The sequence below is a fragment of the Brevibacterium sp. JSBI002 genome, assembly GCF_026013965.1.
Lineage (GTDB): Bacteria > Actinomycetota > Actinomycetes > Actinomycetales > Brevibacteriaceae > Brevibacterium.
Map to the genome: position 1 here is coordinate 2,745,007 of NZ_CP110341.1, position 18,472 is coordinate 2,763,478.

Below are 18,472 nucleotides of genomic sequence, written 5' to 3' on the forward strand. Positions count from 1 at the left end.
GCTCATCCCTGCACCGTATGCCTTCTCACGCACACGTGCCAGGGTCGGGCGGATCAGCCCTCGGCCAATTGCGCCAGCCGGCGCCCGGCCAGATGGGCGAGGAACAGAGCTTGGTCGGCGAGACCGTCGTCGCTGTGGCGGGCGCGAGGGGAATGATTGGCTTCGCGTTCTTCGACCGGCAGATTCGGCAGGGAGACCCCGAAGTGTCCATAGGCTCCGGGCACGGCGTCGAGCACCCGGGAGAAGTCCTCGGAACCGGGCAGCGGATTCGCCTTGCGCACGGTCCGCTCCTCGCCGAAGAGGTCGGTGAAGGTGGAGAGGAAGAACTCGGCTTCGGCGTCGTCGTTGATCGTCGGCGGCAGGATCTGTTCGTATTCGACCTCGGCGCTCAGACCGTGGGCGGCTACGAGGTCACGAACGAGCTGAGGCAGCTCCGCCTCGGCGCGGGACGTCACCGCTTCAGAGAACGTGCGCACACTGACGACCAAGGTCGCGAAGTCGGGGACGACGTTGGGCGCGGTGCCGCCGTTGAACTGACCGACGGTGATCACGAGCGGGTCGAAGATGTCGAACCGGCGGGTGACGTATTCCTGCAGCTGGCCCACGAGCATCGCGCCGACCTGGATGGGGTCCTTACCGGTGGCCGGGCGGGAGGCGTGCGTGCCTTTGCCGTTCACGGTGATCGTCATCTTCGAAAACGCCGCCATGTACGACCCGGGGCGGGAGCTGGCGACGCCGAGGTCGGCGTCGGCGGAGACGTGGATGCCGAAGGCGGCCTTGACGCGGGGACCGGCGGCGTCGAGGACGCCTTCGTCGATCATCTTCCCGGCCCCGTCATAGCCTTCTTCACCGGGTTGGAACATGAACACGACGTCGCCGGGCAGGGAGTCGCGGTCGCGGTGGAGGAGTTTGAGTGCGCCGACGAGCCCGGCGGTGTGAAGGTCGTGGCCGCAGGCGTGCATCCTCCCCGAGGTGGCCGCGAAGTCGAATCCGGTCGCCTCGGTGACGGGCAGTCCGTCCATATCCCCGCGCAGGAGGACGGCAGGCACGACCCCGGTCGAGTCCTCCTTGCGGGCACCGCCGCGCAGGACGACGACGATCGAGGACAGCCCCTCCCCTGTTGTGACTTCGACGTCGAGGCCTTCGATGGCGTCGAGGACGAGTTTCTGCGTCACCAGCAGGTCGAGTCCGACCTCGACGTTCTCGTGCAGGGCACGGCGCAGGGTGACCAGGCCGGGGGCGATGTCGTTAGCGTCATCGGCGGTGGGCAGGTGCACTGCGCGTGCTGCTGCAGCGGCTGTGGGAGTGTTGGTGTCGTTTACGGTGGGAGTGACGTCGGCATCGTTGGGAAGTGAGCTCATGCCCTGAGTCTATTACCACCGGACACCGCAGCAGGAGGGACGTCGATCCTGCTCACCGGCCTGCGCCCCGGAACAACTACTGCTCCGGCATCTCGCCCAGACGCGCGCCCTTACCGTACATCGAGTGGGTGAAGTGCTCGGCGGCACCTTCGATGCCGGGGCTCAGCGACGGCCCGTCGCCCTCGGCGATGACGAAGGTCATCGTCAGGTGCGCATCATGGGTGATCGACAGGTGGATGTTCGTCCCGCCGATGGCACGGAAGTGCTCGAGCACGAGCCCGCGCAGACGGAAACTCGGCGCACCGGATAAAGCGGGGACCACCTCGGCGGACTGCCACGGCAGCCATCCGGGGAAGCCGATCGCCTTCTTCAGCGCCTCCTTCGCGGAGAATCGTGCCGCCAAGGAGGCATCCGTCCGGCGTTTGCCGTTGCGTTTGAGCTGCTCACCGGGAGTGAGCAGACGATCGAGGAGTTCGGGCACGCGTTCGATGTGCTCCGCGAAGCGCGGCACGTCGGCTATGTCGGTGCCGATTCCCAAGATCGCCATACTCGCGTCCTTATTCGACCGTGACCGACTTCGCGAGGTTGCGCGGCTGGTCGACGTCGAGGCCCTTGGCCGTGGCCAGCTCCATCGCGAAGATCTGCAGCGGAACCGTCGTCAGCAGCGGCGCCATGAGCGTCGTCGTCTCGGGCACGTAGATGACCTCGGAGGCGAACTGATCGACCTCTTCGTCGCCTTCCTCGGCGATGACGACGGTGTTCGCACCGCGGGCACGGACTTCCTGGATGTTCGAGATGACCTTCGCATGCAGCGAATCCCGGCCGCGCTTGGACGGCACGACGATGATGACGAGCTGACCGTCGTCGATGAGCGCGATCGGTCCGTGCTTGAGCTCACCGGCGGCGAAGCCCTCGGCGTGGATGTACGCGAGCTCCTTGAGCTTGAGCGCACCCTCCATCGCCACCGGGTAGCCGACGTGACGGCCGAGGAACAGCACCGAACCGACATCCTGGTTGCGGTCGGCCAGCGCAAGGACCTGCGACTTCGTCTCGTCGAGGATGTGCTGGATCTTCGCAGGGATCGACTGCAGCTCGTTAAGGATCGTGCCGATCTCGTCGCGGAACTTGTTGCCCCGCAGCTGGGCGAGGTAGAGGCCGAGCAGGTAGCAGGCGACGACCTGCGACAGGAAGGCCTTCGTCGAGGCCACGGCGATCTCCGGGCCGGCGTGGGTGTACAGCGCGGCATCGGATTCGCGTGGGATCGTCGAACCGAAGGTGTTGCAGATCGCGATGACCTTCGCACCCTGCTGACGTGCGTGGCGGACGGCCATGATCGTGTCCATAGTCTCCCCGGACTGCGAGATCGCCACGACGAGCGTCTTCTCGGTGACCACCGGATCCCGGTAGCGGAATTCGTGGGCCAGCTCCACCTCGGTGGGGATGCGGCACCAGTGCTCGATCGCGTACTTCGCAACCTGACCGGCATACGCTGCGGTGCCGCAGGCGATGACGACGATCTTGTCCACGGACTTGAGCACGTTCTCATCGATGTGCATCTCGTCCAGCGTCAGGCGACCCTCGGTGTCGAGGCGGCCGAGCAGCGTATCCGCCACGGCCTGCGGCTGATCGTGGATCTCCTTGTCCATGAAGGACGCGAAGCCGCCCTTCTCCGCCGAGGCGGTGTCCCAGTCGACCTCGAACTGCTCGCCCTCGACGGGGTTGCCTGCGGTGTCAGTGATCGTGACTTCGTCCGGGGTGATGGTGACGACTTCGTCCTGGCCGATCTCGACGGCCGTCCGGGTGTAGTCGATGAACGCGGCGACGTCGGAGCCGAGGAAGTTCTCGCCCTCGCCGAGGCCGATGACCAGCGGCGAGTTGCGGCGTGCGGCGACGACCTGGCCGGGAGCATCGGCATGGACGGCGAGCAGGGTGAAGGCACCTTCGAGTTCGGTGGCGGTCCTACGCATCGCGGCGGTGAGGTCACCGGTCGCCTGATAGTTCTTGGCCAGCTGGGCGGCGGCCACCTCGGTGTCGGTCTCGGAGAGGAACTCGACGCCCTCGGCGACGAGGTCCTTCTTCAGGTGGGCGAAGTTCTCGATGATCCCGTTGTGGATGAGCGCGAGCTTCCCACCGTCGGCCAGGTGCGGGTGGGCGTTGACGTCGGTGGGCCCACCGTGCGTGGCCCAACGAGTGTGGCCGATTCCGGTCTGCGCAGCGGGCAGCGGGTTGGCCTCGATCTCCTCGGTCAGGGCGGAGAACTTTCCGGCCTTCTTCGCCGAGGCGAGCTGACCGTCGGGCGTCACGAGCGCGACGCCGGCCGAGTCGTAGCCGCGGTATTCGAGCCTCTTCAGGCCGCCGAGCACGACATCGAGCGCCGAGTGGTCGGCATTGTCAACGGGGGCCTTGGATACATAGCCAACGATTCCACACATGAGGGAGATTTTACGCACTGATAGCCGATCTCGGGTATTCCGGCGAGTCACGATCGGGTCAACGTGACGAACTGCACGCGCACGCGGGCGCGGGAGTACCCGGTTGGGGCCGGCAGACCCGACGGAGCCCGAGACGGAACGGCCTCCTCGGTGAGGGTGGGGCGCCTCGGTTGGGGTGGGGGCTTTCGCCGACCTGGGGCGGGCGGCGAAGACCTGACGCGGGCGGCGAACATGACGCATGACACAATGGGAGAATGAGCCATGTCGACCCTCAATTGGACCGTGCGCGCAAGCTCGCCGGACTCAATACCGCCCGGCGCAGCGAACCGGACACGACGTCCCCGTTCTGGGAATTCGACCGGGAGGTGTGGGGCACGCTCGCCCAGGCCACGCCGCTGCCGCTGAAGCAACGCGACATCGAACGGCTGCGCGGTCTCGGGGATCGGATCAACCTCGACGAGGTGGCCCAGGTCTATCTGCCCCTGTCACGACTGCTCAACCTCTACGTCTCCGCACGGCGGGCGAAGCACGACCTGACCAGGGAATTCTTCTCTCCGCTGCACGAACGCGGGTTGGAACCGCAGGATGCCAAGCGCACGCCCTTCGTCATCGGCGTCGCCGGATCGGTGGCCGTGGGCAAGTCGACGACGGCACGTGTGCTGCGCGAACTGCTCGCCCGCTGGCCCGACACTCCGCGCGTCGAGCTCATCACCACCGACGGATTCCTCTACCCCAATGCCGAACTCGACCGTCGCCGCCTCAACGGGCGGAAGGGATTCCCCGAATCCTACGACCGGCGCAAGCTGCTCAAGTTCATCTCCGCCGTGAAGTCCGGGGCCCCCGAGGTCCGTGCGCCTGTGTACTCGCACCACACCTATGACATCGTTCCCGGCGCCGAGGTGGTCGTGCGCTCCCCCGATGTCCTCATCGTCGAGGGCCTCAACGTCCTCCAGCCCGCCCGCCCCCGTCAGGACGGGACCGTGGGCTTGGCCATCAGCGACTACTTCGACTTCTCCGTCTACGTCGATGCGCGCTCCCGCGATATCCGCCAGTGGTACATCTCGCGGTTCCTCAAGCTCAAGCACGGCGCGTTCCAGGACGAGGACTCCTACTTCCACCGGTACTCGCAGCTCGACGATGACGAAGCGATCACCTTGGCCACGGAGATCTGGGACTCCATCAACTTCCCGAACCTGCGCGAAAACGTCCAGCCCAGCCGCGGCCGAGCCGATCTCGTGCTCCACAAATCCTCCGACCATACGATCCGGAAGGTGCAGCTGCGGAAGCTGTGACGGGGGTCGCCGGGTCGGAGCATCAGGACTTGGCGGCCGCCTCGGCGAGCTTGTAAGCGGACCTGTGACGGGAGTCGCCGGGCGGTGGTGAAATAGTTTCACCGCTCTGGCGGTTGCACAGTATGCACTGAACTACTCACCGCCGGCAGGCCACCCGCCCACGGCGGCGACCGGATGCGAGCGATCCTCGCACCGTCACGGGATCCCCCGTGCATGCTCGGTCGTTTCGGCAGCAGAAAGGGACCCAGTATGAGCGTGCCATCCGCACATCACCTCATGTACTCCTCGGTCAAGAGCAAGAAGACCCCCGAGACGCGCATCCAACCGGGCATCTACAAGCGAATCGCCGGGTATGCGACCCGGCACAAGCGCAAACTCATCATCTTCCTGCTGCTGTCCGTGCTCACCGCGGGCATCGGCGTCCTCAACCCGGTGCTCGCCGGCGACGTCGTCAACGCGATCACCGGAGGCGGCCCTGTCTCCACGGTCGTGTGGCTGGCCGTGGCCATCGGCGGGTTGGCCATCGCCGATGCGGCCATCTCGATCACGAACCGGTACCTGTCCTCACGGATCGGTGAGGGACTCATCTTCGATCTGCGCACGGCCGTCTACGATCACGTCCAGTCGATGCCGATCGCATTCTTCAGCCGCACCCGCACCGGCGCCCTGGTCTCCCGGCTGAATACGGACGTCATCGGTGCGCAGCGAGCGTTCTCGAACACCCTGTCCGGCATCGTGTCGAACTTCGTCTCCCTGGCCCTGACCGTCGGCGTCATGGTCACGATCTCCTGGCAGGTGACCGTGCTGTCGATCCTGCTGCTGCCGCTGTTCATCATCCCCACCCGAATGCTCAGCGGGAAGCTCGCATCCCTGCAGTTCGAAGCGGCCAACAACTCCGCAGACATGTCGACCCGCATGACCGAGCGCTTCTCCGCCGCCGGTGCCACCCTGGTCAAACTCTTCGGCAATCCCCGCCAGGAGAACGAGGAGTTCGCAGACCGTGCCGGTCAGGTCCGCGATATCGGCGTCAAGGTCGCGATGCTGCAGTCGACGTTCGTGTCCTCGCTGACTCTGGTCTCCGCCCTGGCGCTGGCTCTCGTCTACGGCGTCGGCGGTGCACAGGCCGTCGTCGGCAACCTCAACGCCGGTCAGGTTGTGACCCTGGCACTGCTGCTGACCCGGCTCTACACGCCGCTGACGATGCTCGCCAACGCGCGCCTGGACATCCAGAGCGCAGTGGTGTCATTCCAGCGGGTATTCGAGATCCTCGACCTCGTGCCCTACTTCAAGGAACCGTCGCAGCCGAAGGCTCTGCCAGCCGGTGGGTTGGATGTGCAGTTCGATCACGTCGACTTCGCCTACCCCAGCGCCTCGCAGGTCAGCCTGGCCAGCCTCGAAGACGTCTCCGTGCTCGACACCCGCGGCGGCGATCAGGTTCTCCACGATCTGAGCTTCACGATCCCCGCCGGGCACACCGTTGCCCTCGTCGGATCCTCGGGTGCGGGAAAGTCGACGATCGCGTCACTGCTGCCGCGGCTCTACGACGTCACCGGCGGCACGATCACCATCGGCGGAGTCGATGTTCGCGATCTGTCGTTCGCCGATCTGCGCGAGGCCGTCGGCGTCGTCACCCAGGACGGTCATGTCTTCCACGAGTCGATCCGCGCCAACCTGGCGCTGGTCAATCCCGATGCCACCGAGGAGCAGATGCTCGATGCCATCGAACGGGCACAGTTGAGGAGCGTCATCGATGCGCTTCCCGATGGACTGGACACCGTCGTCGGCGAACGCGGGTACCGACTCTCCGGAGGCGAACGTCAGCGCCTGACCATCGCCCGGATGCTGCTGGCGTCTCCGGAGATCGTCGTGCTCGATGAGGCCACCTCGGCGCTGGATTCGACGAATGAGGCCGCGATCCAGCGTGCCCTGGCCCAGGCGATGCACGGGCGGACGGCTATGGTCATCGCCCACCGTCTGTCGACGATCCGGCAGGCCGACACGATCCTCGTCGTCGAGGCCGGTCGCATCATCGAGAAGGGCACTCACGACGAGCTCGTCGGTCGCGGTGGCCGCTACGCCGAGCTCTACGCCACCCAGTTCGCCTCGAGCTGAGGGTGCGGCGCTGCGCCGCTTTCGGCGCGAGCCCTGCACCGGCGCCGCATGGTCGGAGACTTCCTCCAGTTAAGTGTGCGCAGATTGCCGGTTTCGAGCCGAAAATGTGCAATCTGCGCACAGTTAACTGGCCAATGCCGCGGCACGAGGCCATTCAACGCGCGGCCGCCACGGCAGGAACCCTCTCAAGTGGCGATCTTCGCGGCGCTGCGCACTCGGCACACCTTGCGCCTCTCAACGTCGATAAAGGGCCCGCCCGAATATGCTGCGGAATACCGCGGCATATCTGAGCGAGCCCTTGATCGATCAATCCGCCGGAAACCTCTACAGCGCGAGGTGCTCCTTGACCGACGCGGCCAGGCGCTCGGCCTGGGCGGAGGCGGCATCCTCGGTGGCGGCTTCGACCATGACGCGGATCAGCGGCTCGGTGCCCGAGGCACGCAGCAGCACGCGACCGGTGTCGGCGAGTTCGGCCTCGACTGCAGCCACCTCGGCAGCGACCTGCGGGTGATCGACGTGGTTCTTGTCCACGCCCTTGACGTTGACGAGTGCCTGCGGCAGCTGCGGGATCTCCGCGGCGAGGTCGGCCAGAGTCCGCTTGGCGTCGGCCATCCGCTTCATCAGGTGCAGGGCGGTCTGCACTCCGTCGCCGGTGGTGCCGTGATCGAGCATGAGCACGTGTCCGGACTGCTCCCCGCCGAGCGCATACCCGTCGGCGAGCATCCGCTCGAGCACATACCGGTCGCCGACAGCGGTCTGCACGGTCTCGATGCCGTATTTGTCCATCGCCTGCTTCAGACCCAGGTTCGACATGACGGTCGTGACCAGGGTGTTGCCGCGCAGTTCACCGAGCTCCTTGAGCCCGATCGCCAGTATGCCCATGACCTGGTCACCATTGACGACCCGCCCCAGCGAATCCACGGCCAGGCAGCGGTCAGCGTCACCGTCGAAGGCCACACCCAGATCGGACTGGGTCTCGACGACGAGGCGCTGCAGCGGTCCGAGGTGAGTCGAGCCCACACCGTCGTTGATGTTGAAGCCGTCGGGTTCGGCGGCGGAGACGATGACCTCGGCGCCGGCCTGACGCAGGGCGGCGGGTCCGACGATGGACGCGGCACCGTGGGCGCAGTCGACGACGACCTTGAGCCCGGACAGCGGACGAACGTTGTCGGCGTCGACACAGCGCACCAGATGCTCGGTGTACTCGTCGGCAGCGGCCGGGTAGCGCGAGATGCGGCCGACGTCCGCGCCGGTCGGACGGTCCCAGTCCTGGTCGAAGATCGCGAGGATCTCGTCTTCGACCGCGTCGTCGAGCTTCGTGCCTCCCGCTGCGAAGAACTTGATGCCGTTGTCGGGCATGGGGTTGTGGGAGGCGGAGATGACGACGCCGAAAGCGGCGCCGGTGTCCTTGACGACCTGGGCGATGCCCGGGGTCGGCAGCATTCCCGCGTCGAGGACGTCGACTCCGGTCGAGGCGATGCCTGCGCTCAGTGCGGCGGAGAGGAACTCGCCGGACACGCGCGTGTCACGTCCGACCACGGCGAATGGGCGTTTCTCACCCGTCCAGCCGCGGCTGAGCACGCGTGAACCTGCGACCGAGAGCTGGAGCGCGAGTTTGGCCGAGATATCGCGATTGGCCAGTCCGCGTACTCCGTCGGTGCCGAAGAGTCGAGACATAGTGGGGATCCTTTCGTCAATGTCGGAGTCGATCTTAGTCGATCCGCCGTGTGTCGCTCGTGATGTCGGCACCCTCGCCGAGGCGGCCGACCGCAGCCGTGGCTCCTGTGATCGCGGCGTCGCGAGTGTCCGTTCAAGGCCGAGCGCACTTATCGCGCGGTGCCCAGCTCGAAAGATGTGCGTCGCCTTGAACGACGGGAACGAGCGGAAGGTGATCAGCTCGTTCAAGGCGGAGCGCGCTTATCGTGCTGTGCACCATGCGATATTCGCGCTCAGGCTTGAACGACGGATTATGCGTCGAGGCGGCACACCCGACCGCGTGGCCACGTCAGTGACAGTGTGAGATGAGTCCGGATATGAGAAATGCGGTCCCGAACCTGGTTCGGGACCGCGTTCTCATGTTCATGATGCTGAACTGTCGATGACTGCGACTCAGTGGCAGACCAGCCGCAGTCGGTTCGCCAGCGAGATCAGCGCTTCGAGAACTGAGGTGCCTTGCGGGCCTTCTTGAGACCGGCCTTCTTGCGCTCAGGAACGCGAGCATCGCGGCTGAGGTAACCGGCCTTCTTCAGCTCGGCGCGGTTGGACTCCGCGTCGATCTGGTTGAGCGAACGAGCCACGCCAAGGCGGACGGCGCCGGCCTGGCCGGAGGGTCCACCGCCGGAGATCCGGACGATGACGTCGAAACGTCCGCCCAGGTCCAGCAGGGTGAAGGGCTCGTTGACGAGCTGCTGGTGCAGCTTGTTCGGGAAGTACTCTTCGAGAGTACGCCCGTTGATGGTCCACTCACCGGTGCCGGGGACGAGGCGCACACGAGCAATTGCCTGCTTGCGGCGGCCGACTCCGTTGCCGGGAGCGGTCAGGGACTGTCCACGTCCACCAGCGGTGCTTTCGCCCAGGCCAGCGGATGCGGGAGTCTCGGAAGTGTATTCGGTGATCTCTTCTTCGACAGTTTCTGTCGCGTTGGTGGTATCAGCCACGGTTCTCCTCGGTATGTCTAGGGCTCAGGCGCTTACTGCGCGACCTGGCTGAGTTCGTACGGCTGCGGATTCTGAGCGGCGTGCGGGTGCTCGGCACCTGCATAGACCTTCAGCTTCTGCATCTGGGCACGTCCGAGACGAGTCTTCGGGACCATACCGGCGACAGCCTTTTCGACTGCACGCTCGGGGTGGGTGGCGAGGAGCTCGGCGTAGTTCACGCTCTTGAGGCCGCCGGGGTATCCGGAGTGGCGGTAAGCGCGCTTCTTCTCGAGCTTCGCACCTGTCAGCGCGACCTTGTCGGCGTTGATGATGATGACGAAGTCACCGGTGTCGGTGTTCGGGGTGAACGTGGTCTTGTGCTTGCCGCGCAGGAGGCGTGCAACCTGCGAAGCAAGGCGACCGAGCACCTGGTCAGTGGCGTCGATGACGTGCCACTGGTGCTCAACGTCACCGGACTTAGCTGTATACGTACGCAAAAGTAGCCTTCTTTTCGTATCTGTGTTCAGTGCAGCGCCGGTTCCTCATCGGGTCGTGAGTCCAATGGGTCTCAAGCGCTGGTTGTCTTCAATCGGGTGAACCTATCGACGCATTCCCCTCACCTACGGGCCTGCAACGCATGAGGCTATGTAAGGGAGTGCGACAAGCACACACAACGACAATCAAATATACATGCCCGCAGGCCCGGGGAGCAAACGCCCAGAGCGGTCTCAGGGCCAGCTGAAACCCGAGCCGATAGTATTGATCTGTGCCGACTCACTCCAGCCTGCCCTTCCGACTTCCCGCATTGAGAATCCTGATGCTGGGTCTCCTGGTCGGGCTCCTGACGGCAGGCCTCGGACTCGGCCCCTCCTCCGCGTCGGCACCAACCGACGATCCGGCATCACCGGACAGTATGGCGTCGGACGACGGTTCGGCTGCGAACGCGAATGCGTCCTCCGGGCAATCCACTGACACCAGCAGGCCCCCGGCCGGGCAGACGGTCGTATTCGGCATTCCGGGTCTGACCATCGATGATATCGATCCTGAGCGCACTCCGAACCTCTTTCATCTGCTCTCCGAGGGCGCGGCCGCGAACCTCAACGTGCGCACGATCGGCTCGGCCACCTGCCCCGCTTCCGGTTGGCTGTCCTTCGGCGCGGGCGCCCGCGCACAGGCCGGACCCTCCCCCATCGCCGAGGATGCCGACCCCGATGACTCGGCCCGCTGCCCGACGATGATCGCCCCCGCCACGGACGGATCCGTGGACACCGAGGACGGGGCAGCCTCGGCGAAGGAGCCGGCGAACAGTGATGAAGCTCATGGCGGCGAATCCGCGGCCGGAACGACGACGGCTCGGATCGAGGGCTTCGATGCAGTCAAGGAGCCCAATATCGGCTCCGGCTACTCCGTCGACTACGGGATGCTCGCGCGCACTGTGACCGAAGCCGGCAAGGCGGTGCCCGCCGGCACCGACGCAACCGATGCGGACTCCCTGCTCGAACCCTGCGTCGCAGCCGAGGGGCCCGGCGCAGCTTATGCCGCCGCGGACGAAGACGGGGTGGTGACGAACTTCACGGACGATGCGACGGCCACGGACTGCCGCCTCGGCGTCGTCGATCTCGGCGCGATCGGCATCCGCTCCTGGCTGTTCGACCCGATCCCGAAGTACTCCTATACCGTTCCGCCGAACTACGACCGGGAGACCCGCGTCGCCGAAGCCGACCGCCGCCTCGGCGTGCGTCTGCAGGAAGTGCGGGAGAACGCGAAGGACGGGGCAGCGGATCCGACGATCATCGTCGCCGGCCTCGGTGACAGTTCCGGACTGCCGCAGCTGCGCGCGTTCATCGCTTCCGGGCCCGGCTTCGAACCCGGGTCCCTGTCCTCGGCGACGACCCGCACCCCGGGGCTGCTGCAGATCACCGATCTGGCACCGGGCATCCTCGATGTCCTCGACATCGATTCCCCGCGCGCCGTCGGCCTCGACTCCGCCCCGACCGATGATGATCCGCAGCAGCGCATCGACGATCTCGTCGCCGAGGCGCAGAAATCGACGACGATCCATCAGAATCTCTCGACGTTCTCCATCACCCTCGACGTCATCTTCTACGTCCTCTTCATCGCGTGCGCGGTCCTGCTCAACCGCTCAATCCTCGGTCGCCGAGGCGGCGCCACCCTAGCGCCCCACGTCCACCGATTCCTCGGCTGGGCGTCCTTGGGCGTCGCGGCCCTGCCGATGGGAGCGTTCCTCGCAGGGCTCTTTCCCTGGTCGAGAATGGCCGACCCCGGGCTCGGTCTGTTCCTCTCGGTCATCGGCACGGCCTCCGTTCTGTTCGCCTTCGCCCTCATCCCGCCATGGGGTCGGACCTGGCGAGGACGGGTCGGCGCCCTGACCGGGGCGAACCTGCTCATCCTCGCGATCGACCTGGCCACCGGGTCGCATCTGCAGGCGAACTCGCTGCTCGGCTACAACCCGATCGTCGGCGGTCGCTACTACGGACTCGGCAATCAGGGCGCGGCGATCTTCATCGTCAGCCTCTTCATCTTCCTTGGGCTGATGGTCTCGTGGCTGCGGGCGCGCGGGCACCGAAAGGCAGTGATCATCGTGCCGGTCGTCGTCGGACTGGCCGCCGTGTTCGTCTCCGGCAATCCCTCCTGGGGAGCGAAGTTCGGCGGTACGATCGCCATCCTCGCCGGCCTCATGGTCCTGCTGGCGCTGCTGTCGAAGATCCGACTGACTCTGGTGCGCCTCGCCCTCATCGGTCTGTCTTCGCTGGCCGTGCTCATCGGCATCGCCTTCCTCGACTGGCTGCGCCCTGCCGGAGCACGCTCTCATTTCGGCACCTTCTTCGACCAGATCGTCACCGGTGAGGCCCTGCAGGTCGTCGGTCGCAAGCTCGGCGCGAACCTCCACATCATCCAGGTCAATCCGGCTCTGGCCATCGTCACTCCGCTTGCGGCCATCGCGATCCTCATCTTCCTCCGCTACCTCCTCCACTTCCCCCACGTCCACGCCGGCAGCCGGACCGGACGTCTGGTCAACAGATGGCGCGGACGGCTCCCCCAGCTCTTCACCGATTCCGACCTGCACTATGGATTCCTGGCCGCTGCCACCGGGCTCGGCGTCGGGCTCGTGCTCACCGATTCCGGGGTCGCCGTGCCCTCGACCGGAGCCATGGTTCTGCTGCCCTTCCTGCTGGCGCTCAGTGCTGAACACGCCGAGGAGGCTCACCGATGAGAGCCCCCGTGACCTCCTCCGCCGCCCGGGTTCTGCTCGGGATCCTGGCCATCGCCCTGTTCGTCCTCGGCCTGCCCCAAGCCGGGCAGGCGGCGCCAAGCGCGGGTCCGGGCGTGGTCCCGAGCGCAGGCCCGGCTGCGGCTGCGGGGGCGGTCACTGGCCCGGATACGAGCGCGTCGGCTCGGGCCTTCTCCCAGGCGGCAGGCGGGAACGGGGGCACGGCTCCGGCCACGGAAGACGCCGACGGTGGGGCCGCCTCGGCGAATCCTGGGGTCGTGTCGATCAACGTCTCCGGGTTCAGCTTCGAGGATCTCGATCCGCGCACCACACCGAATCTGTGGGTGATGATGAAGGGCGGGCAGATCGGGACGATCACGCCTCGCAGCGTGCGCGCGACGAGCTGCCCGGTCGACGGCTGGTTGGGACTCGGATCCGGGCGGCGCGCCGCCGACGAACCCCGCGATCAGTGCCGCGAACCGGCATCTCCCCTCGACGGCTGGGTCGCCGATTGGGACGTGTACGCGCAGGTGGCCCGCGGCGACAACTACGATGCCTCCCTCGGGGCGCTGGCCGAGGCAGTGCCCGATATCCGCGCCTTCGGCAACGGTGCCGCCATCGCCGCGGCCACCCCAACCGGCCGCGTCGAGACCTGGTCGCCCGTCGGACCCGGCCTTGGAGCGGACGTCGCGAAATCGACCGCAGACGGCGAGCTTACGCTCGTCGATCTCGGCAATACCGCCGCCGACGGCTACTCGCTGAAGAATCTCGACGCTCAGGTCGGGGACATCCTCGAATCGACGGGATGGATGAGCGCGGATCAGCCGAACCGCCTCGGCGAAGGACGCGTTCCCGTGGTGTTCTCCTCGATCGCCGACGGTACGCATGAAGGTTCGTCGATGCAGGCGACGATGATGGTCGCCCCGGGCGAGCAGGCGGGACTGCTCACCTCCTCGTCGACGCGTCAGCCGGGACTGGTGCAGGTGCCCGACCTGGCACCGACGCTCGTGGCACTGTCCGGTGCCGAGGAGATGGACAATGCGGCCGGGGCGCCGATGACCTCGGGGGCGCATGGGTCCGATTGGCATTCGCGCTATCAGGCAGTCCTCGATCGTCAGGTGGCGGTGAAGACGCAGAACGATCTGTCGACGTGGTTCTTCCCCGTGGTCGCCGTGCTCATGATCGGACTGTTGGCCTTGGCGTGGTTCATGCGGAAGAACCACCGGGAGCTCGTCCATTCCGGGGCGTACCGCCTCGGTGTCGTATTCGCGGCGATGCCGATCTCGACGTATCTGGTCAATACCGTGCCGTGGGAGCGGGGGACGAATCCGGACATCGCGATGCTCGGAGCCTTGGCCGGGTGGGCGCTGCTGCTCGGGGTGCTGGCGCTCCTCGGCCCCTGGCGGCGGCACAAGTTCGGGCCGGTGCTCTTCGTGTCCACCGTGACCGTCGCCGTGCTCGCCTACGACGTCGTCACCGGATCCCAGCTGCAGATGTCGACGCTCTTGGGTGAGCCCCTGCTCATCGCCTCCCGGTTCTACGGGATCGGGAACTCGGCACTGGCGCTGTACTGCTGTGCGCTGCTATTGGCGGTCGCAGGGTTCGCGTCTCTGGTGACCAAGCCGCTGCATCGGGTCCTCATCGTCACCGTTCCCGTGCTCGCCTCCTGCGTCATCCTCGCAGCACCAGGTCTGGGCACGAAGTTCGGGTCCGTACCGACCCTCATCATCGGAGTCGCCTACCTCGTTCTGTCCGCGGCGAGCATCCGGTTCTCGCTCAAACGGCTGGGGCTGACGGTGGGCATCGCCGGATTCGTCATGCTCACCGTGCTGTTCCTCGACTGGCTGCGCCCGGCCGATCAGCGCACGCACTTCGGACGGTTCTTCGACTCGATCATCAGCGGTCAGGCGCTCAGCGTTCTAGCCCGCAAGATCGGTATGAACATCGACATCCTCACCCAGTCGTGGATGACTCTGGTGCTGCCGCTGGTCATCATCGGTGTGTTCTGGATGGCCCTCGATCCAGCGCGCTTCAGACTGCACGGGCTTCAGGACACTTATCGGCGGATCCCGCTGTTGAGGGCGGCGATGATCAGCCTCGCGATCCTGCTGGGGGTCGGCACTCTCATCAACGACTCGGGCATCGTCGTGCCGGCCGTCGGCATCCTCTTCCTCGTCCCGGTGCTCACTCACCTCGAGACTTTCCGCGCCAGTCTCCCGCCGGTCCCGTCGAAGTCACCCACCTATGACGACGCCAGCGCCGATGCAGATGCGCCCCCTGCCGACTCCGATGCCGAGGCCGACGGTTCGGAGACAGTCACCGGCTCCGACCCCGAGGCGACCGACGACTCCGGTGCATCGTCACGCCCCTGACGCTGCCGGCATCACGCACCGGTAGCGTCAGCACCCACCTTTCCTCGCAAACCGCCCCCGCAGCGACACAACGCCCCGGTACACCGGTGCGACGTGCGACTACCGGGTGGAGACGACGCTCAGGGCGCGGGATGACTCCGCGAGAGATGTGCCTGTATACGACAGCGGGCCGGAGAGAAGAACTCTCCGGCCCGCCGGTCTGACTCCAGCCTGACTCAGCTCTGCAGGCTGAGCTTGCGGCGGCGGACGATCGTGACCGCAGTGGTGCCGGCGACGATGAGCGCCAGAGCCGCGGCGACGATATTGAAGGTCTCGAAGCCGGTGCGCGGCAGGTCACCGCCGTCCTTCGAACCGTTCGCGTCACTTCCGGAGCCATCGGCCGAACCGCCGTCGGCCGATGCATCTGCACCGTCCGCATTGCCCCCGGCTGCGCTGTCGCCGCCATCGGCATTGCCACCGGCCGCACTGTCTCCGCCGTCAGCAGCCCCGCCATCGGCATTGCCGCCGTCGGCGGAACCGTCATCGCCGGCCGAGGCGTTCGCATCGTCACCGACTGCAGCGGTGGCTTCGAACTCATGCGCCAGCGGCAGCGGGTTGTCATCCCACCATGGACCATCGACATTCGCCTGCACGTCAGCTTTGACGGTCACCTCACCGGACGCGTCCTTCGGTGCCGTCACTGTCACAGCAGTCTGGGACTCCCCCGCCGGGATCGAATCGAGGGTGATCGTCTTGGCCGCCTCGGCGCTGACCTCAGGGGCCTTGCCCTTGGTGGCGCTGCTGGAAGCAGACTGGGACTCGGACTGCGCGGCTGCCTCGGCGGTATAGCCCTCCGGCAGGTCGACGGTGACGTCGATGGGACCCGCGACCTCGGACTTCGCGTTCGTCTTGAGCGCGAACTCAGCGCTCTCACCGGGCTTGATGGCCGTCGGCCCGGTCAGCTCGGCGCTCAGATCACCGCTGTCGATGACGTCCTTGGCCGCGTCTGCCTGGCGTTCGTTCTGGTCCGGGGTGACTTCCTCGCCTTCGGCCTGGTGCTTGTTGAAGTAGTTCTCCCAGGTCTCGAAGTCGGTGAGTCCCGACTGCTCGAAATCGCCCTTGGCGAAGGAGGAGAAGTTGTCACCACCGGTGGCGAGGAAGCTCAGCGTCGCGACCCGGTAGTCCTGGTTCGGGTCGATGTCCTTGCCGTCGACCTTGACGGACTTCACGTGCTCGCCCTTGTCGGCATCCGTGTCGTAGACGACGTCGAGATCATCGGAGATGCCCAGGTGGAGGAACGACCGGGAGGCGCCGTCGGGCTGCCACTGCTCTTCGAAGAGGCCGATGACGTCCGACCCCTTCATCGTCACGACACCGTGGTCGTTGGCGAAGGGAAGCACGCTGTTGAGCTCGGCAACGGTGACTTCGCACTTCTCCTCGGTGTTGTAGATGTCATCACAGAGCAGGTCGGTGCGCAGTCCGCCCGGGTTCGTGATGCCGAAATCGGCTTCTTCCAGCTGGGTCTCTTCGACACCTTCCTTGAGCGCATCGGCGACGAGGTTGCCGAGCGTGGACTCGGCACCGCGGTCCTCCTCGCCGTCCTTCTTCGCTCGGGTGATGTCCTCGCTGATCGTGCCGGTGACCTCGGAGCCGAGCTCCTTGGCCTTCTCCTCTGCGTCGCTGACGATGCCGGCGACCTTGTCGACGACCTCGGAGTCATAGCTCTTGTCCTTGGTCTTGATGAGATCGATGCCGCTGGCCTGCCAGTCGCTGTTGCCGTCGACTCTCATGGTCACCTGCCCGACGTATTCGCCGTAGCTGCCGGCCTCGATGACGGGGCGGGTGCGGTCGGGCTCCCCTGGTACCGGTGCTTCGAAGGCGTACGGCATGTGGGTGTGGCCGGTGAACATGGCGTCGACCGAGGCGTCGGCCTCGGTGACGAGCTTCTTGAACTCCGCGTTCGACGCTTTCGCGTCCTCGAGGCTCTCGGTCGACGACGCGCCGAGGTGGGCCTCGACGACCGTCATATCCGGTCGTTCGTCCTCGGGCAGGTTCTCGAGATCGTCGGCGACGCGGTTGACTGCGTCCGTAGGGTCGCCGAAGTCGAGCTCGGCGATGCCGTCCGGTGAGACGAGTGAGGCGGTGTCCTTGGTGACGACGCCGATGACGGCGATCCTGACACCCGACACGTCGACGATGGAGTACTCGTCGAGGCCGTCGACGACGTTCTGAGTTCCCTTGTCGTAGACATTGGCCGCCGAGTACGGGAAGTCGGCTTCGTCGCTCACGCGCCCGGTGAGATCATCGATGCCTTTGTCGAATTCGTGGTTGCCGACCGCAGAGGCATCGACACCCATGGCGTTCAGCACGTCAAGGGTGGGGGTGTCGTTCTGCGATGACGAGGTGTAGGTCGAAGCTCCGATGTTGTCACCGGTCGAGAGCAGGGCAGTGCCCCTGTTGTCGCCGCCGATGCCGAACTTCGCTCGTTCCTCCTCGACGACCGAGGCGACCTGAGTGCCCGCCTCGGAGACGCGTCCGTGGAAGTCGGTGATGTTGAGCAGCTGGACCTTGGTGCCTTCGGGTGCCGACTGCGCATCGCGGCCGGAATCCTGCTCTTCACCGGCGTCGTCCGACGGCCCTGACTTGCTGTCAGCAGACGAGTCGTTCGACGACTCGTCGGGGTCCGCGGGAGCCGCTTCACTCGGCGCCGTGGCGCTGTCTTCAGCGGAGTTTCCGTTGCCCAGAGAGGGTGCCCCGATGGCAGGCGCGAGGCCGGGCAGAGTCAGCAATGACACTGCGGCGCCCGTGGCCAGCACTTTGGTCACAAGTTTCGACATGTATTCGGTTCCTTCGATCGTTCAGTGAGGCGCACATCAACCGTGCCGGTGGGGATGAAGACGGATTCCATCCTGCAGTGCCAATGCGAACTGAAAGTTACTTAAGTGTGAATCTACACAGGATTCTCACAACTGGAAAGAGGAATTCTCACATGATCGCGACTTGCGCGATAAAAGGCGACTTGAAGCTTCGGCTTGATGCTTCTGCCGGCGACCTGC

Annotated in this window: 11 protein-coding genes; 4 read left to right on the top strand and 7 right to left on the bottom strand. The window is 65.9% G+C overall.

Features of this window, described 5'->3' with window-relative positions:
- Nucleotides 1–53 precede the first annotated feature (53 nt).
- From LJ362_RS12500 to glmS, 3 genes are all read right to left on the bottom strand, one after another.
- Nucleotides 54–1,361 (bottom strand): M20 metallopeptidase family protein, encoded by a 1,308-nt coding sequence (locus LJ362_RS12500; RefSeq protein ID WP_264799373.1) that lies wholly within the window; start codon nucleotides 1,359–1,361, stop codon nucleotides 54–56.
- A gap of 76 nt (nucleotides 1,362–1,437) precedes the next feature.
- Nucleotides 1,438–1,908: a holo-ACP synthase gene (locus LJ362_RS12505; protein WP_264799375.1), complete on the bottom strand. Its 471-nt coding sequence runs from the start codon at nucleotides 1,906–1,908 to the stop codon at nucleotides 1,438–1,440.
- A gap of 10 nt (nucleotides 1,909–1,918) precedes the next feature.
- Complete coding sequence (glmS, locus tag LJ362_RS12510; RefSeq protein ID WP_264799376.1) at nucleotides 1,919–3,793, bottom strand: glutamine--fructose-6-phosphate transaminase (isomerizing); 1,875 nt, start codon at nucleotides 3,791–3,793, stop codon at nucleotides 1,919–1,921.
- Between the two features lie 254 nt (nucleotides 3,794–4,047).
- Between glmS and coaA the strand changes: the two genes are divergently transcribed.
- Complete coding sequence (gene coaA / locus LJ362_RS12515; RefSeq protein ID WP_025779539.1) at nucleotides 4,048–5,085, top strand: type I pantothenate kinase; 1,038 nt, start codon at nucleotides 4,048–4,050, stop codon at nucleotides 5,083–5,085.
- A gap of 249 nt (nucleotides 5,086–5,334) precedes the next feature.
- Entirely contained in the window at nucleotides 5,335–7,197 is a 1,863-nt protein-coding gene (locus LJ362_RS12520; RefSeq protein WP_264799377.1) for an ABC transporter ATP-binding protein, read from the top strand.
- 324 nt (nucleotides 7,198–7,521) lie between these two features.
- Here the strand turns inward: LJ362_RS12520 and glmM are convergent, their stop codons facing one another.
- From glmM to rplM, 3 genes are all read right to left on the bottom strand, one after another.
- A complete protein-coding gene (gene glmM, locus LJ362_RS12525) occupies nucleotides 7,522–8,874 on the bottom strand; it encodes a phosphoglucosamine mutase (RefSeq protein WP_264799378.1) in 1,353 nt (450 codons plus the stop codon).
- Nucleotides 8,875–9,344: 470 nt separating this feature from the next.
- On the bottom strand, nucleotides 9,345–9,854 hold the full coding sequence (rpsI, locus tag LJ362_RS12530) for a 30S ribosomal protein S9 (RefSeq protein ID WP_025779545.1): 510 nt from the start codon (nucleotides 9,852–9,854) through the stop codon (nucleotides 9,345–9,347).
- A 32-nt stretch (nucleotides 9,855–9,886) separates the two neighbouring features.
- Entirely contained in the window at nucleotides 9,887–10,330 is a 444-nt protein-coding gene (gene rplM, locus LJ362_RS12535) for a 50S ribosomal protein L13 (protein ID WP_101543309.1), read from the bottom strand.
- A gap of 320 nt (nucleotides 10,331–10,650) precedes the next feature.
- Here rplM and LJ362_RS12540 point away from each other — a divergent pair, with 320 nt between their 5' ends.
- Together LJ362_RS12540 and LJ362_RS12545 are read left to right on the top strand one after the other, a co-directional pair.
- Nucleotides 10,651–13,068 (top strand): hypothetical protein, encoded by a 2,418-nt coding sequence (locus LJ362_RS12540; protein WP_264799381.1) that lies wholly within the window; start codon nucleotides 10,651–10,653, stop codon nucleotides 13,066–13,068.
- Nucleotides 13,065–15,437 (top strand): hypothetical protein, encoded by a 2,373-nt coding sequence (locus tag LJ362_RS12545; protein WP_264799382.1) that lies wholly within the window; start codon nucleotides 13,065–13,067, stop codon nucleotides 15,435–15,437. The genes LJ362_RS12540 and LJ362_RS12545 overlap by 4 nt, the downstream gene beginning before the upstream one ends.
- A 215-nt stretch (nucleotides 15,438–15,652) precedes the next feature.
- Here LJ362_RS12545 and LJ362_RS12550 read toward each other — a convergent pair whose 3' ends face one another.
- A complete protein-coding gene (locus LJ362_RS12550; protein ID WP_264799383.1) occupies nucleotides 15,653–18,253 on the bottom strand; it encodes a bifunctional metallophosphatase/5'-nucleotidase in 2,601 nt (866 codons plus the stop codon).
- Nucleotides 18,254–18,472: the final 219 nt, after the last annotated feature.